This is a genomic window from Candidatus Borrarchaeum sp. (assembly GCF_019058535.1).
Taxonomy (GTDB): Archaea; Asgardarchaeota; Sifarchaeia; order Borrarchaeales; family Borrarchaeaceae; genus Borrarchaeum; species Borrarchaeum weybense.
In genome coordinates this window covers 1-17091 of sequence record NZ_JAHPYX010000171.1, presented here as the reverse complement: position 1 = coordinate 17091, position 17091 = coordinate 1, and the positions used below count along the sequence as shown (strand labels likewise).

General features: G+C 37.8%; 18 protein-coding genes. 14 read left to right on the top strand and 4 right to left on the bottom strand.

Annotated features, from left to right (window positions below; all coding sequences use genetic code 11):
* Together QVB70_RS09995 and QVB70_RS09990 are read left to right on the top strand one after the other, a co-directional pair.
* On the top strand, window positions 1-702 hold a 702-nt coding region (locus tag QVB70_RS09995), incomplete at its 5' end, for an HNH endonuclease (RefSeq protein WP_287585606.1).
* Window positions 703-759: 57 nt separating this feature from the next.
* The gene (locus tag QVB70_RS09990; protein ID WP_287585604.1) at window positions 760-1119 is read left to right on the top strand and encodes a hypothetical protein; all 360 of its coding nucleotides are present in this window, start codon (window positions 760-762) and stop codon (window positions 1117-1119) included.
* On the opposite strand, the gene QVB70_RS09985 is transcribed toward QVB70_RS09990, so the two are convergent.
* Together QVB70_RS09985 and QVB70_RS09980 are read right to left on the bottom strand one after the other, a co-directional pair.
* Entirely contained in the window at window positions 1094-2551 is a 1458-nt protein-coding gene (locus QVB70_RS09985) for a hypothetical protein (RefSeq protein WP_287585603.1), read from the bottom strand. The genes QVB70_RS09990 and QVB70_RS09985 overlap by 26 nt on opposite strands.
* A gap of 60 nt (window positions 2552-2611) precedes the next feature.
* A complete protein-coding gene (locus tag QVB70_RS09980; protein WP_287585602.1) occupies window positions 2612-3037 on the bottom strand; it encodes a formylmethanofuran dehydrogenase subunit E family protein in 426 nt (141 codons plus the stop codon).
* Between the two features lie 163 nt (window positions 3038-3200).
* On the opposite strand from QVB70_RS09980, the gene QVB70_RS09975 reads away from it, so the two are divergent.
* The 3 genes from QVB70_RS09975 (at window position 3201) to QVB70_RS09965 (ending at window position 4664) form a co-directional block, all read left to right on the top strand.
* Window positions 3201-3656: a hypothetical protein gene (locus tag QVB70_RS09975; RefSeq protein WP_287585601.1), complete on the top strand. Its 456-nt coding sequence runs from the start codon at window positions 3201-3203 to the stop codon at window positions 3654-3656.
* A gap of 11 nt (window positions 3657-3667) precedes the next feature.
* A complete protein-coding gene (locus QVB70_RS09970; protein ID WP_287585600.1) occupies window positions 3668-4003 on the top strand; it encodes a hypothetical protein in 336 nt (111 codons plus the stop codon).
* A gap of 205 nt (window positions 4004-4208) precedes the next feature.
* Window positions 4209-4664, top strand: coding sequence for a hypothetical protein (locus tag QVB70_RS09965; protein WP_287585598.1), 456 nt, complete (start codon window positions 4209-4211; stop codon window positions 4662-4664).
* Window positions 4665-4838: 174 nt separating this feature from the next.
* Here QVB70_RS09965 and QVB70_RS09960 read toward each other — a convergent pair whose 3' ends face one another.
* Window positions 4839-6134 (bottom strand): acetamidase/formamidase family protein, encoded by a 1296-nt coding sequence (locus QVB70_RS09960; RefSeq protein ID WP_287585596.1) that lies wholly within the window; start codon window positions 6132-6134, stop codon window positions 4839-4841.
* Window positions 6135-6775: 641 nt separating this feature from the next.
* On the opposite strand from QVB70_RS09960, the gene QVB70_RS09955 reads away from it, so the two are divergent.
* The 5 genes from QVB70_RS09955 (at window position 6776) to QVB70_RS09935 (ending at window position 12073) form a co-directional block, all read left to right on the top strand.
* Window positions 6776-7990: a methionine adenosyltransferase gene (locus tag QVB70_RS09955; protein WP_287585595.1), complete on the top strand. Its 1215-nt coding sequence runs from the start codon at window positions 6776-6778 to the stop codon at window positions 7988-7990.
* A 292-nt stretch (window positions 7991-8282) separates the two neighbouring features.
* A complete protein-coding gene (locus QVB70_RS09950; protein WP_287585594.1) occupies window positions 8283-8798 on the top strand; it encodes a Rab family GTPase in 516 nt (171 codons plus the stop codon).
* Between the two features lie 10 nt (window positions 8799-8808).
* Window positions 8809-9084, top strand: a complete 276-nt coding sequence (locus QVB70_RS09945; protein ID WP_287585593.1) for a hypothetical protein — start codon at window positions 8809-8811, stop codon at window positions 9082-9084.
* Between the two features lie 159 nt (window positions 9085-9243).
* Window positions 9244-10656, top strand: a complete 1413-nt coding sequence (locus tag QVB70_RS09940; protein WP_287585591.1) for a radical SAM protein — start codon at window positions 9244-9246, stop codon at window positions 10654-10656.
* 112 nt (window positions 10657-10768) lie between these two features.
* Window positions 10769-12073, top strand: coding sequence for an MFS transporter (locus tag QVB70_RS09935; protein ID WP_287585589.1), 1305 nt, complete (start codon window positions 10769-10771; stop codon window positions 12071-12073).
* A gap of 74 nt (window positions 12074-12147) precedes the next feature.
* On the opposite strand, the gene QVB70_RS09930 is transcribed toward QVB70_RS09935, so the two are convergent.
* Entirely contained in the window at window positions 12148-13155 is a 1008-nt protein-coding gene (locus tag QVB70_RS09930; protein ID WP_287585587.1) for a phosphate uptake regulator PhoU, read from the bottom strand.
* A gap of 391 nt (window positions 13156-13546) precedes the next feature.
* Between QVB70_RS09930 and QVB70_RS09925 the strand changes: the two genes are divergently transcribed.
* The 4 genes from QVB70_RS09925 to QVB70_RS09910 form a co-directional block, all read left to right on the top strand.
* On the top strand, window positions 13547-14428 hold the full coding sequence (locus tag QVB70_RS09925; RefSeq protein WP_287585585.1) for a phosphate ABC transporter substrate-binding protein: 882 nt from the start codon (window positions 13547-13549) through the stop codon (window positions 14426-14428).
* Between the two features lie 315 nt (window positions 14429-14743).
* Window positions 14744-15718: a phosphate ABC transporter permease subunit PstC gene (gene pstC / locus QVB70_RS09920; RefSeq protein ID WP_287585583.1), complete on the top strand. Its 975-nt coding sequence runs from the start codon at window positions 14744-14746 to the stop codon at window positions 15716-15718.
* 17 nt (window positions 15719-15735) lie between these two features.
* Window positions 15736-16599, top strand: coding sequence for a phosphate ABC transporter permease PstA (gene pstA / locus QVB70_RS09915; RefSeq protein WP_287585581.1), 864 nt, complete (start codon window positions 15736-15738; stop codon window positions 16597-16599).
* A 3-nt stretch (window positions 16600-16602) separates the two neighbouring features.
* A partial coding sequence (locus tag QVB70_RS09910; RefSeq protein WP_287585580.1) for a phosphate ABC transporter ATP-binding protein occupies window positions 16603-17091 on the top strand: 489 nt, incomplete at its 3' end.

The window sequence follows — 17091 nt, the reverse complement described above, 5'->3', positions numbered from 1 at the left end:
GCATATCAGCAGGGCACACTTCAAGGCTATGAAGTCAAAGAATATCTGTTAGACAAGTGGGGACGTGCATGTGCTTATTGTGGTAAAACAAACATCCCCTTAGAAGTCGAGCATATCGTCCCGAAAAGCCGAGGTGGAACAGACCGAGTGTCGAATTTGACGTTATCATGTAGGAAATGTAACCTTAAAAAAGGAGATCAGACCGCCGAGGAGTTTGGCTATCCTACCATCCAGAAACAGGCAAAGCAGCCTCTTAAAGCACCGGCATGTCTGAATACTATTCGTTGGAGGATCGTGGAGCAGTTAGGGGCAGAGTATACTTACGGATACGTAACAAAATACCACCGCAATAAGTTAGGGCTGGAAAAGTCGCATGTTAATGACGCATTTGTCATTGCCGGCGGCAAAAACCAAGAACGATGCCTACCTTATGAGGTCATGCAAGTGAGGCGTAATAATCGTTCTATACAGACGAATCGAAAGGGATTTAAACCGTCAATTAGGAGACAGAGGTATCAGTTGCAACCCCACGATGTGGTAAGCTGTAATGGAAAACCATACAAAGTCAAAGGCGTATTCAATTATGGAAGATGGGTACGATTATGCGATTCACAGGGAGCAATCGTCAACGCCACGATCAAACACGTGGTGTTGTTGAAATACGGAAAAGGATTAGTATTTACGTTTGAAAATAACAACTAAAATACCGCAATTCAACTCCACCCTTGTGGATGGAGTCTTCTTGCGGAGGTGAAATAAATGGATGAAGAAAATTCTAATGAAAATGAAGATAAAATGAAATATGTTAAATATGTTGAATTTTCAGATCTTGATAACATGATTAGAGCAATGGTAAGTTCTAGAGCGCCGTTACTTTTGCATATAGACTTTAATGGAAGGCATATATATTTCCAATCCCAACCAGGATTCAAGGAGACAATTTTTTACTATGTTGAATTACCTGAAGCAATTAATGAAAACTTTGTTGTGTATGACTTAATGACTGGAAAGATTAGTTTTTCAGACCAGCTACAAATAGACCCAAACCGGAGATCAATTCCGATCGTCGAAATATCGAAACAAAACATTTTTCCTAAGGAGATCTTAGATTCAAAGTAGATAAGGGTTTTTGATAGACTTTATACAATGTAGAACTAATTAGTATTATTGCTGGAAGAATTATAGCGAATCCTAGCAGTGGCGAAATATTCCAGACAAAACTGTGTATTTGTCCTGCAAATAATAGACGTAAATTGTAGTCCAAATATTCTACATTTGTTGGATGGACATTTGTAAGAGCACCAAGTCCATTTACTGCAATACTAACAAAGGTCAACAAACTAAAGACAGTCCAAAATGCATATACACCATATTTTTTCACAATTGAGTTATTCTGTAAATACTCACCAAAGAAGATTTTTCTAGGGTCAGTCAAGATTCTCCCTATTGGGATACAGAGCAGTGGTAATACTGGATCTAAACGTCTCGATCCAAATACGTATCCACTTGAATAGGCAAGAGGGGCAAAAAAGAACAGAATGATTAAAAAACTAGAGAGGAAGAGAATACCTTCTTTTCTATCTTGCGAATCCCTTATCATTAAAATGAAACCTGGAATTGAAAATAATAAAACAGATGAATAGAAAAAGAGCCCACGACGAGGTGTCAATAAAAATCTGAGCAAACCAAGATGTAACGGACGTGAATAGCTCCAATCAAATGCATTTTTAGGATATATTGCATACGTATAAGTTGTTACAAAAGGACTTCCGAAGCATACATAATGATATGTTAATAGAACAAGCAACCAGAGGATAGCAGGCAGGATAAAAGAGAAAACAAGTCGTCGATTCTCTCTAAATAATATATAACCGATAAAGGGCAGGAAGAATACAACATTTGAATAGTCTAATAAGAGAAGATATCCCGCTAAAGTTCCTGAAAGTAAGTATCGAATCATCTGGTTTTTTACATCCTCATCTTTATTCCTTGAAATTAGAAAATAGACTGCTGAAAGTACAAAGAATGCAGAGAAGGAATTGGCATATAAGGTGACTGCGTGAGGAAAGGCAAAGGTAGCAAAACCATATATTGAACTTACCAACAAGCCTGTCTTTTCTGACATTCCTAAAGAGTTGACACATAGTAAATATAAGAGAGTAACAGTGGCAGATGTAAAGACACATGTTAATGAAATAAGAATGATTCCATCAAGAGGATATGGGATCCCTAGCACCTTGGTAATAAAAAGAACTGGAACACCCAAAAATGTGAGACCTGGGGGTTTGTTTGGGTAAAAATGCCCTGAGGGGGCAAGGACAAGATCCCACATATCATTTCTAAGAAATGTTGGTACAAAACGATCAATATACAAAACATTGTCTTCTACAATTGCTTTAATCTGTACATATCTTGTTCTTTCACTCGCAGAGTCCCAGTATAGACCGTTATTAAAGAAAACATAAACCAAAAATGTTCCAAGAAACAGTTTGAGAGAATTTAACTCCTTAAGGGAACGTATTCTAATACGCCATGTGCTTTGGTTATCCAACAGATCACCTATATATAATATCGTGTGCTAACAATCTCGGCTAAAACTGACTCATGTGAGTTAGAATGAAAAAATTTCTTTTTCATTCATCTTTAAGACTTGTTCAGCAATGTTATGCATATTAAACCGATCTACATCTTTAATTTGTTTCTTAATGTGCTCTAAAAATTCTGGGAGAACCTTAATTTCAAATTTGTTACCAGATTGTGTCTTAAAAACTCCAAAAATATCTCCATTTCTAGAGTATTTTATTTCAAGATTACCTTTTCCAATTGTACACCCTGTCGAAAATTGGATTCCATCAAGTAGACATCGATAGGGAGGCCTCTCCCTTGTTTGAATAAAGGCCTCTAGTTCGAAATATCCTTTAGAATTTAAGTATTCGAGGGCTAAGAGACCCATGCGGATACCTATAGCTAAGAAAACACCTGGATGACCATGAAATCGAACAGAGTGATCATATATTGTCTTCAGTTCTGTATCCATTTTTTACCACACATATAAGTCTGAAAAGATTGAATCTTGCGGATTATTTTTCGAGAAAATTTATTTATTTATTGTTTGATTTTTTAATTGTACAAGTAGAAGTACTCAAAGATATTAAAAACAATTATGTCGCGCAGTGGGTCACCTAGAACGGGGGTCTTTTTTGATCGATGAACTTATCATAATGAATCAACAAGGCACAATTTTATTTTACACTAATTACACGGATGAGAAATGTGATAATAACTTTATATCGAACCTCATTCTAGCAATACAACAATTCGCCGAAATAGTTCTTAGTAGTAATTTGGAAGCAATCAGACTTAAGGATAGTAAATATATTTTTTTAAAAGATGATGATTTGTCAGTTGCCATTAGAACAAATGAACAGCAAGTCACCGAAAAAATGCAAGAACTTATCTATTTAATAAGAAATCGATTTTTGGAAAAATTTGGATTGCTTAAAAACTTCTCTGGCGACGTTTCGATTTTTAATACATTTGAAAATGAATTGTTAGAGATATTACCAAATGAGAAGCCAAAAATAACAAGCCAAGAGCTTCTTACAGAACTTTTTGGAATCAAAATAAACAGCAAAAAGATACTAAATGAACTATAAATTATAAGGAGATGATTAGAATACAGGAAATTTCTACGGTATTATTGGGTACAATATTTTCAGTATTAGGACTGATTTTGTTCCTTTATTGTTTACTAGTTGTTAGAAAAATACTGCAGCTCTTTCCACAGGCAAAAATGCGTAAAGATTGGATGATAATAGGAATTTTGATCGGATTTTTCGCGATTGGGTATGCAGTCAATATTTGGGCACTTCTCACAGAAAATCTTCTCGTTCAAAGCTTCATGCAATCATTCGTGTACTTGTTTGGTGCCATATTTGTGGTAGTTGTCATCCAGCTGAGTTATAGAACATATAAACTCATTCTAAAATCTGCTAAAGAATGATGGCAATAGTTTGAAGACCTAGTAGATTCAAAAAATGAATCTACTAGCATTTTCTTATTCAATACGCAAGAACACATTTTTTTCAAAGGATAGAACATGGATACATGCCAATATGTCCATAACATCATGTTTATATCTAAGTTGAAACATTAAATTGATGCTCAATTTTGATGATCGCATTATTTACGAAAGGAGTGGTAATCACATGCAAAAGATTGAATTTGATAGTGAACCATTATTACAGGAATTTCAATTCGCACTCTTATGTTCCCTTAAAGATCCCAAAAGAGAATTAAATAAAGCATGCAGCGTTATTGGTGAACGTTTTGGAGATATTGATATAAAATTTTCATCCTTAGATGAGTTCGCAAATTATTTTCAAAACTTCCTAAAAGATTATCTCAATATAGCAGATGGCGTTTCTGTGAAGTATGAAAATCATGTATTAACAATTGATATAGAAGGATGTAAATTCTGTCCAGCGAACACTAAATTTAAAATTGAAAAGAAGCAGGGTGCAGTATGTCCCCTAGGAGGGCTACTTCGAGGTGCTCTCAAAAATGTTGATGGGAAAATAAAGTTATTTCGCTGGAAAGCCACAGAAAAGCCTCCAGAAACTGTTGGAGTATGTACTACGACTTACGAAGTTGAAATCGAATAAAAATCAAATCAAGAAAGACTTTCTTTCTTCATACACTTCTTCTTTTACTATATTTTTTACTACAATTTATCGTTTCAAAGCTGTAAACGATCCAAAACACTTAGAAATTTATTTTTGGCAGGAGCTCATTTTTTTTAAAAAAATTAGGGGTTTGAGCCCCTTACGAAAGATAGTCTATAAACCGTATTGCTCTTTTATAAGATGCGCGATTCCCATCTGTTCCAAGCGTGCCATCGGGACGAGAGCAGTGATGTGAACGACACCTGGAAGTCTACCTATTTCAATACCGCCTGTAATTGTGACACGGTTCTTCACTTCATTTATGTCCATAGAGCATAACTGTGCCATTCGTTCGAGACCATTCATTGTTGCAGCATTGAGATCACCACCAGTGCCCACTACTTGAAAGGGGGCAACTTCGGTCTGAAGTTCGAGGTTGTACTTCTTAGCTACCGATCGTGCAATCTCCAGTTCATTACTAGAAGGCAATTTTGCCAATGGTGGTAAATCCTCCATCTTAGGTATCACGAGTGGTCCGTCATTCTTCAGTTTCTTAATGACTTCAACTTCCGCAGTAACTTCAGCAGAAACATCTGTAGTGTGCCCAGAGATTTCTCCGTCTCCTTGCATTGCATGTACATCGCCTACGACTATGCCAGCTCTATCTACTTTGACTGGTGCGATAACAATTGCTCCCTCGCCTACAGTATCGATGTCCATATGTGAATCACTGCGTAGCGCTAGATCTGCTTCAGTGATTGAATGGTCATGAGGTGCCCCTACAAGAAACACGCCGAAGTCGCCGGCGTTATGCGAGCTGGGCATTTCAACTCCGGGTAATGTGCCAAAGTTTCCAATCATCGGCGAGACCCGTGATATAATGCCAGCTGGTGTGTCAGCTAAGGCTAAAAGCAATATCGAATGACATGTAAAACCTGCGGGAACTCCCGAATATTCTTTTGCGTTTCTGGCAATATTTTCAGCTACATTTTTGGGAACTGTAACACCGACTTTGCGTTTATCGTCGAACACCATTGTATATCCGTTTGTTACGTCAAATGCAGATACAGGCGTATCACAATCGGCACATCGAATTGCATCCTTACCAATTCCCTTCACAACGGTGTTAGGGTTTACTTTTCCACATCCCGGACATTTCTTAGCTACAAAGGGATCGCCAACATAACTCCCTTCTCGAGCAGTTTCTGTACCTGAAGCAGCAGCCTTCGAAGTAATGTCGATCTTTTTGATTTTGAGAACTAAACCATCTCCAACGGCAGCGCCCTCAACAGCTACGGGTCTTGTGATAGTATGACCACTTCTGATTTCTGGCGTGATCATGGGTCCATAACAGGCTGGTTCAGTACCTGTTGTTAAAACGCCTCCATCCCTCACGGGGCCAAGCATATCAGTTTTAGGTCCGATCAAGTCTACAAATTCACTAACATAAACGGTATCTGATGCGACCATTTAGTTTCCTCCTACATTTTTCTTTTTAAATCACCTAAAAAACGAGGTGTGAAGTATTACTATGGCATATCAGATATATAACACCAACATCTGTTGCATGTGGTTATTTTTAATAGTAGTGAACTACCACCCTACAAGTAAGCTGGTTTCCTGAATCATCCATTCCCCAGCGGGACATGTCAAACAGTCTCTACGGGCAGTCCCTGCCCTGAACGTGATATGAATGTAAGAACTGGCGAGTGTTATCTCAGCTCAATTCTACTTAGAATCTCTGCAAAACCGTATTTAAAGATTAGGGAGTATCGTGAAAGCGAAACAAGTAAAACATGCAATTCATCCCCCCAACACGTTGAGGGGGTCTTCTTGCGGAGACATAATAAACCCTAATAAATTTGAAATTCTTTACGTGGTACAAAAGGAAGTTTTTACAGAAACCGAAATATTTTTTAATTCATTATGTTTTTCGATAATAGATAGATTCTGAAAAATTACTCCTACGAATAGTAATTGTTGTAACGCAAATTTTAAATTGCGTTCAGAAATTGCCTACTAGAAATGAGAGGTTGATTCATAGAAATCAAATGCAACATCTCTCAAATACTTATAATTGAAGTCAATATAATGACAAAAGAGGTATACAAATGGCGAAATTTCCTGAAGTTTTAGACGTTACATATGCTAATAGTTTACCAGTTTCGAAGATACCGACAGAAATTGTGGAAAGAAAAGGTGCAGGGCATCCAGATGTACTTTGTGATAAAGCGTCAGAAGAATTGAGTATTAAGCTCTCTGAATGGTATCTGGATACTTTTGGAGCAATTATGCATCACAATGTTGATAAATGCGTCCTTAGCGGGGGTCAGTCGAACGCAAGATTCGGCGGAGGCGAAGTAATAGAACCAATGTATCTTTTACTTGTCGGAAGGGCTGTTGGAATTGTCGGAGGAGACAGAGCATCGCAGGTGCCTATTGGGAAACTTGCTGTACGACATACAAAGCGATGGCTCGCTGATACGCTTCCGCATTTAGATGTTGATGGCGATATCATTATTGATTACAAGATCCGCAGTGGTTCGACGGATTTAGTTGGGAACTTTGAAGAAGGCGTGGACGTCCCACGTTCGAATGATACTTCTATTGGAGTTGGTTATGCTCCTTTTACTGATTTAGAGCGCTTAACATACGAGTCTGAAATGCTTCTTAACTCACGAAAAGTTAAGTATCGATTCCCTGAAATTGGCGAGGATATCAAGGTCATGGGAGTTCGTAGAAACGATAAAATACAACTTACCGTTGCAAATGCTATCATCTCAAGTGTATGTCCTGATGCAGATCACTATATGAGCGTAAAGGATGATATTAAGGAACTCGTCTTGAGACAATCTGCTGATATTACTGACAAGGAAGTTATTGTAAAAGTGAATACCGCTGATGATCCCAGCGCAGGAATCTACTATCTGACGTGCACAGGTACGAGTGCTGAACATGGAGATGACGGTCAAGTTGGCAGGGGTAATCGCTCAAATGGTTTGATTACTCCAAAACGTCCTATGACACTAGAAGCTGCTGCTGGTAAGAACCCTATAAGTCATGTTGGCAAAACGTATAATGTAGCAGCACGCAGAATTTGTAATAAAATAGTGGATGAACTTACAGAAGTCACAGACGCTTCGTGTTGCATCGTTTCAGAAATCGGGTGCCCCATCACAGAGCCTCAGGTTCTTGAAGTAGAACTACATGCAGGGAATTCAAGTCCCGAAATCAATTCCACAGTTGCCTCAATTGCTGAAGAAGTTATGAATGAATTGCCAACAATCTGGCGTGGATTCCTTAATCGTCAATATGAACTTTATTGAAGACCGAAATTAAATTTCTTAGCGAGAGCATTTTTCCCTCTATTTTTTCTTATTTCTTTTAAAATTTCACTATGGTACTTGTCATAGCCTCATTTGAGTTTTTAAGGTAGTCAAAACTCTTTAAGCCGTCTTTTCTATAGGTGCAAAAGTTTTTTATTAAAGATATACAGTTTTTTATTAAAGATATACAGCGTAATGAATGATATAGAAATTGAAACTAGACTTAATTGCGTAAAACTAAGTTTAAATTTTTAAACTTGGATTGTCTAACTGTATCGTTGAGGTTCTATTTATGAGCACGCGTTATACATTCAAGTGTATTGTAGCAGGCGATGGGGGTACAGGAAAAACAACATTGATTAACAGATATATTACCAAAACATTCTCAGTTGATACAAAGGTCACAATTGGTGCTGGTTTCTATACAAAGACTCTAGAGATAAATGATTCAATTTTGAAACTTCAAATATGGGACTTCGGAGGCGAAAAACGGTTTCGGTTCATCCTACCCACATACTGCAAAGGCGCACATGGAGTAATTATGGCTTTTGATCTTACGCGGCTTCCAACATTAATAGGTCTCGACGAATGGATAGATATCATTAAGAAAAATGCAGCAACAAATCCAAAGATCATTCTTATCGGAACAAAGAGTGACTTAGGACAAATAGTAGATGAGGAAATAATCAACGATTTCCTCGCAAGAAATAAAGACGTTTCTTCATTCTATAAAACAAGTTCAAAGACTGGAGAAAACATTGAGGTTGTTTTCGAACAAATGGGACAACTATTGCTTGACAGAGTTTAAGGTAATAAAAATGCCTGAAAACGAAAAAAAGGTCGTTGTCTTTTGCAAGATATGTGATTGCTTTGTTTCCATTATATTTTCAAAAAAAGAATTTCTCGAAAAGGCAAAGTTTGATGGTGGACTTGTTTCAGGCACATTTTTGCATAAATCAAAGAATAAAGAAGATCCCGCGCATGCTCTCTTAGTTTATTTCGATAAGAATTTCAATCATCGTGGTACAGTATGCTCAAAAGTAATTAAGACAAAAAGTACAAAACGTACAAAGGGAGAGGAAATGAAGAGGTAGTCTTCACCGCCCTAAGGTTCCCTATGTTTTCAAAACTTGTTTACTGCAAGCTGAGTTATTTATGTCTTTTTCTATGTGTTGATGAGAAGGTTTTTAATTTTTTAAGTTTATTGAAGCCGCATAAAAGAAATATATTTTACAATCGATAAGGGATTGCTTTTGAAAATACTTTTAATCAACCCACCTGTTTTTCACGCAAAAGAAGTACGTATCAAATCACGTCTTTTTACCACTGAGAAATATATGAATGTGTTTGGAGAGCCGATAGGTCTTATGTATCTTGCAAGTTATTTGCAAGCAAATGGGCATGAAGTACAAATTGTTGATGTATCTAATGATAAAATTTGGAACAATTTACCTGATATAATCCGTAAATCAGGTGAAGATTTAATTGGAATTTCCAGTATGACGACTGGCATTATCGAAGCACTAGAAACTGCTCAAATATGTAAAGAAGAGCTTAATGTACCAGTTGTTTTTGGTGGGGCTCATGCCTCTGGGACTCCTGAAACTCTTACTAAACACCCAGCTGTTGATATATCCGTTATAGGAGAAGGAGAACAAACATTTGTAGAGTTACTATCCACAATTGAACAAGGGACTTCACTAAAAGAAGTCGATGGAATTTGTTTTAAACACAATGGATCTATTGTACGAACCGCCCCAAGGCAGTTGATTGGTGATTTAGACAGTATCCCTTGGCCAGCTCGTGATCTTGTTGATATGAAAAACTATTACATGGACATCTCGTCACATCGAGGCATCTGGCCTGCTTATACAGTGTTTGCATCACGCGGCTGTCCTTTTAATTGCTCCTTTTGTACCTCTAATATCTGGGGTAGACGTTGGAGAAAGCGCGACCCAAAAAAGGTAGTAGATGAAATAGAAGCAGTATATGAACAATTTCGTAGACCTGGCATCAAATTTGGAGATTTTGTTTTTAATGTTGATAAGAATTGGGTAAAGCAAATCTGCAATGAGATATTGAGTAGAGGACTTGATATTAAATGGAGCGCTAAAACAAGCATACATGGGGTTACACCTGAACTTCTTGATTTGATGAACCGTTCAGGATGCGTTTTACTGAAATATGGTGGAGAAAGTGCAGATCAAGAGATTTTATCACTTCTAAATAAAAAACAAACTAACGATGAAGTCGAAAACGCAATAAAATGGACAAGAGAGGCGGATATTTCACCTCACTTATATTTTCTTGTAGGTGTTCCACAAGAAACAGAAGAATCAAAAAAACGAACATTTGAATTTGCGAAACGACTTTTTCACAAATATGATGCAAAAATTAAGTTCAGCACTTTGTATGTGTTTCCAGGAACAGAAATTGAAGAAATGGCTGGATTAAAGGGGTATGATTATTATACTCCTTTACCCGAAATTGAATCTACTTCACGTGCTCCTTTATACAGTGTTGTTACAGGAATGTACTCTGAAAACGAAATTAATCGAATACGTGAACGTTACGAGAAATATTTCGCAATTCGTTCGGCATGGAGATACGTACGTAGAAATCCTTTTAGTTTACGTAGCTGGAAGTATATATTCCGCAATCTTTAAAAAAAGGTATTCTTTCTTGATCTATATCTCGTATTCTACAAAGGTCTAAAACACTAGGCAAACTTTTGTTTTATCAGCCTACGGAACTTTATCATTATTTTGGCGAAATATCATGGAATCTTCAGCTGGTTTCAAAGAAAGCGTATACACGGTCAGCACATGCACTCTTGCTATTTCATCATTTGTAGTAAATCTTGGCTTTGGATTAACGTTGCCCTATTTCCCATTATTTGCTATTGAGTTGGGCGCGAAAGTCTGGCACGTAGGTTTTCTTGTTACCTCTTTCATTGTGGGGCGTGTTCTATTTAATGACAGGGCCGGAAGGTTTTCAGATAAATACGGGAGGAAACTTATCATCAACCTCGGTGCCCTTGGGTATGCATTAATTTCGATCGTCATGTTCTTCATCACACACTGGTTACACATGCTGGTACTGAATTTCTTCTGGGGAATGGCTTCCGCTTTTGTTTGGTCGCCGAGTGAGGCGTGTTTGGTAGATCAGGTCTCACCTAAGAAAAGAGGAGAAGCACTTAGCATGTTTTTCACACTTACTAACTTCGGATGGGTTGGCGGACCGGCAATAGGGGGTTTAGCGCAACATTATGCTTTCACTACCCTCAATATGTCGATCGCAGACTCGTTTCGCTTCCCATTCTATATAGTCTTTGTACTTTCTTTACTTTCACTTGTCATTGTGCGTCTTTGTGTCCAAGAAACGCGTGGAAAAGGAACTGCATGCGAAATTTCTGGCCCATCCTTGAAGATTGACAATCCCGGTGAAGGAAACTCAAAATTACCTAAATATTTGAAAAGAAACCTCTACGTATTTTTCTTCGCTGCATTTGCAAATGGGTTCAGCTGGGCATTCCTTGAGCCTTTATTGCCCATTTACTTGACCGATAAAATTGGAGCTATTCCTCTTGAGATCGGTATAATCTTTACTACAGCAGGTTTGTGTGGTATATTTGTGAATTATCCCTCTGGACGAATGAGTGACAAATTTGGTAGAAAACCACTTATCAGCGTTGGGATGGTCTGCTCGCGAACAGCGACTTTATTAATACCAGCGTTCTCTCAAACAGCTGCAAATGTAATCGGTGTAATGGGCGTCAGATCTGTCGGTTTTAATGTAAGTCAGCCAGCTCTACGCGCTCTACAAGCAGATCAAGTTCCACATGCTCGACGAGGACAATTATTTGGACGAATTGAAATGTTCTTTGATGTCGGAATGATTATAGGTTCTCTTATCTCCCCCCCTCTCTATTCTGCATTTGGATCTGTCCCGTTGTTTACTTTATTTGGACATGTCATTCTTGGAGAAATTATACCCTTTGCGATTCCAGCTATTATGGGGATAACGGCATTGGTATGCATTTTGGTGTTTATCCTTACAAAAAAAGAAAGTGAGGAATGTTAGGTTATTATTCTTCATTTTTCATTGCTAAGACGCTGATTTTTCTAAAAAACTCTATTAATAATAGAAAAAATCTGTTAAGTTTCCTTCGTTTTTATCCCTCGATTAATAACAACCTCAGCAATATCTGCAGAATAATCGACGATTCTTTCTAAACTTGCAGCGATCGCTGCAAGATTTACCGCCAACTTAGTAGTAGAAGAAGATATTATGGGCTCAATCTTTTCATTGATCATATGCCGAATTTCTTCTTTCTTAAGAATCTGCCCATTCGCTTCTTTTAAGTCTCGAGAAAACAATGATTTAAATGCAGTTGAGTAGATCTCTAGCGTTTCTTGACCTAGTTCATACAGCTGTTCCGTAGGACATTCCAATTCTTCTTGAAGTATTGTATCCCAATTTCTCGCAATCATCACTAAGTGATCACTAATCCGCTCTATAGAGCGAGTTACAGCATAAAAGTCAATAATTTCTTGTTCTCGGATTCCGATCTGCTTAAGTACCATAGGGTTCCTTAAACCACCCTTCAATTGTTTGATCGCAAGAAAGTATAATCTGTCTACAACCTCTTCTTGATTCGTAACTTCCTCCAGAGGTGATTTATTATCAATCATTGATGTCATAATAGTCTTATGCATAGAAGAGGTGAGCAAGAATAAGCGTCGAATCACTTTCCCTATTGAAAGTTCTTCGAATGACGTTAAATCTTGAAGAACAATTTTGTTCTCGTATTCTTCAATAATTTCAACACCTAAAAGGCGATGTACGCGTTTAAGTGTCCTTTTTCTATATTCTGGTGAGATAGGATCTTTAGAATTAATTCGAATTATTTTTGGTCCATTTAAATATTTGGCAATGAGTACACGTTCGTATAGATCAATATCCTTGAAATTATCAACATTTATAGACTCTTCAAGAAAAAAGTTGTTGCTTGATGTATTAGGTGACAATAAGAGCGAACCATCATGCTTGTCTAAAATTGAAACCTCATCCCCTGCTTTTAATCCAATTTTTTTCGCCCAATTTTTTGGAAGTGAGACGATATATGTTGAAGTTCCTGTCAGCTGAACTTTCCTTCGTTCCAATAATCACACCCCAGAATTTAATCTTGATATTGACTAAATAGATTAAATAGATGCTTTAGATTACGAGAATCTCATACAAATATATAGATTATGGAGAAGGTATATATATTGCACTATAGGTCTATACTTTCTATATACTTTTAAAGAAGATCTTGCCACAATGTAGCTTACAAATTAATGAAAAATCTCTGGTATAGATAGAGGCTGAATTTTACAAAAAGTGCCCAATTGAGACTGTTTGCCTATTTCAAATTGATAACTGATAATTTCAAGTTTATGTCGCTTCTATATATTCTATATAGGGGTAAAAAAACTAACAAGGGAAATTTGAAATAGTTTAGTCTGTGATGTGGGGGCAAAACATCAAAAAAATCATACAGAGAGTGAATACTTGAAGCTTAACAAAAAGATAATCGGAGGAGTTGCGATCATCGTTATTTTGATGATCAGTCTCGGCGTTGTCTTTGGCACAGGATACGACAAACCACACCGCACAATTAATATCACGGGCTCAACAACAGTTCTTCCAATCTCACAACGATGCGCAGAAGAATGGACTACGACGAAGAATCCAGATCGAAACTATCCTTATTATGACGAGATTAACGTTGCTGGAGGCGGCTCTGGTGTGGGCAAAAAGGACCTAATTGATGGAAACAATGATATCGCTGATTCTTCTTCACCTATGAAACCTGAAGAGTATGCAGATGCATACGCAAATGGCGTTAACCCTGTAGAACATGTTATTGCCCTTGACGGTCTCTCAATAGCGGTACATCCGACAAATGGACTCACTGATATTAGCATGGCTGAAATAAAAGCTATCTATGACGGAACAATTACCGACTGGAGCGAACTTGGACAACCCGCTGGCACTATCGTGGTATATAATCGTGAGAGTTCGTCTGGATCCTTCGAAACATTCGAAAAGAAAGTAATGGATGAAGAACCCATTCGTGCTGACGCCATTGAAAAGACTTCGAACGGCGCTATGAAGCAAGCAGTATCTGGCGATCCACTTGGTATCGCTTATATTGGTATTGGCTACGTAGATGGAACAGTAAAGGCATTAACAGTTGACGGTATCGTCGCCTCAGAAGACACTGTTCGCGCTGGAAAATATCCTATTGCGCGTGAATTATACATGTACACAGACGGCACCTTAGCGGAACAAGAAAACACCTTAGTAACAGACTTTATTAATTTCGTCTTATCCACGCAAGGGCAAGAACTTGTAGTAGAGGTCGGATTTATCTCTGTTCATGCACTCTAGCAACTGAACCACGACAACTCCGAATAAATAGAACTCTATCAATCCCCTTCTTTTTTTGTTTTTTTGTTTAATTTGGCAATAACGGATTTTTATCTCATTTTCATTACGCTAGTCTTCTAACATGAGTGCTCCTAATAATAAACTATATAGTCTATATAGTTATATAGAGCCGTGTATAGGGCAATATAGTGAAATATATAGGGATATAGAGCGCTATAGTTTATGGACATCGGATCCAGCGCCTTCATAGAAAACTTTATAACCTAAGACCTATCTAGAGCAACTTAGAAGGTAACAGATTTAATATGGAATCAGATGATGATGTCCGATAGTGCAAGTTATAAATCAAAATCTAAAAATTTATTCTCAAAAATCATTGATCCACAGTATCTTTGGAAAACAATCAAAACTTTTGGAATAAAGGAATTTCTCCTGATTTGTGCATCAATTTCTGTCTTTGCAGTCCTTTTTGTCTTTGTTTTTCTTTTCATAGAGGGTATTCAAGTATTCTTTGAAGTTAGCCCAATTGAATTTTTCTTTGGAACGACTTGGCGGCCAGCAGCTATCCCCAAATACAGAGCGTGGGGTATCGCTCCAATGATTATCGGCTCTCTAATGGTCTCTTTCGGTGCATTAGCCGTAGCCATTGTTTTCGGTATAATGGCGGCAATCTATATAGCTGAAGTTGCCCCTCCACAAATAAGAGATTTCGTAAAGCCGATAATAGAAATCCTTGCAGGAATTCCATCAGTTGTGTACGGATTTTTTGGTCTCGTAATTTTAGTTCCTTGGATTAGGGAAACATTCAATGTTGTTGTTGGTGAAACTGCATTCACTGGTTCGCTCATTTTATCGGTGATGATACTACCAACGATTGTAAGTGTTTCTGAAGATGCAATCTCAGCAGTTCCAAGACACCTTAAAGAGGGTTCTCTTGCATTAGGCGCAAATGAATTTCAAACACTTAAAGCGGTTGTTCTTCCTGCAGCATTATCTGGGATTCTAGCAGCGATAGTTTTAGCTTTTGGAAGAGCGATTGGCGAAACAATGGCTGTCTTAATGGTTACAGGTGGTTCTCCAATAATTCCATCTCCATTTTGGAATTACTTAAGCCCAGTGAGAGTAATGACGGCATCTATTGCGGCAGAAATGGGAGAAGCAGTCCAAGGTGGCACACATTATCATGCACTTTTTGCTATTGGAATTGTTTTATTTGCCATCACATTTGTTCTTAATAATGTTGCCCGGAGAGTTGTTCGAAAACGAATAAAGATGCTTAAAAGACTTTAGGAGGCTTAAACACAACAATGCCACCACTTTCAGCAAACAAATACGTACAAAAAATATTTTTCACCCTCACTGGAATCGCAGTCGTAATTATTATGGGTGTATTATTCTTCCTACTGGGTTTAATATTCATTAGAGGTGCACCAGTTATCAATTTGGAATTTCTAACACAAGCGCCTAGAAAAGGCATGACTGAAGGCGGTATCATGCCCGCTATTATTGGTACGCTGTTATTAGTAGCATTCGCAGTAGCATTCGCATTACCTGTAGGGCTATTTGGTGCTATCTATTTAGTAGAATATGCAAAGGAAGGACGAATTACAAGAATAATAAATGAAGCCATTGAAAACCTAAATGCAGTTCCATCCATTGTTTTCGGTCTTTTTGGATTAGCATTCTTTGTAACTTTCTTAGGATTTGGAAGGAGCATTCTTTCTGCTTCATTGACGCTTGCAATGATGATTTTACCCACAGTTATGGTGACTTCAGTAGAAGCTCTGAAGGCTATCCCTCAGAGTTTCAGGGAAGGAAGTTTGGCGCTGGGTGCGTCTAAATGGCGTACAATTCAAGATGTCGTCCTTCCAGAGGCATTTGCAGGGGTCTTAACAGGAGTGATACTTGCTATCGGACGTGTCGCCGGAGAAACTGCACCTATCCTGTTTACCGGCGTCGTATATTACAAATACGCTTTACCCTCATCACCGTTCGATCAAACTATGGCTTTAACATATCATTTATTTGTATTGGCAACTGAAAGCCCCGATATCGCAAAAACACGGCCAATACAATATGGAACTGCCTTAGTTTTAGTGGGGCTTGTTTTACTAGTAGATGCAACTGCCATCTATATTCGACGAAATATATTGAGTAAAAGAAGGTGGTAAGAAATGGACGCTGTAGATTTCGAAACTAAAAGTGATGTCCTTGATTTAGTTCAATTACCTGAGAGTAGTATAGACGAAGAAGAAATTGTACTAGAAACGAAGAATCTATCATTATGGTATGGGGATCTCAAGGTTTTACATAATATCTCACTCAAGGTTGTAAAAAATGCTGTGACTGCACTTATTGGACCCTCAGGGTCTGGAAAGTCCACTTTAATTCGCTGTTTCAATCGTATGAACGATCTAATTAATGGTGTACACATTGAGGGAACAGTTCTACTAGATGGTAATGATATTACTGAGCCAGATGTAGATGTTATACAGTTAAGACGACAAGTTGGAATGATGTTTCAAAAGCCGAATCCGTTTCCAAAGTCGATCTATGATAACATCACCTATGGTCCAAAAGTTCATGGATTTAATGGAACTTTATACGATGAAATAGTGGAAAAAAATCTCAGACGCGCAGCGTTATGGGATGAAGTGCATGAG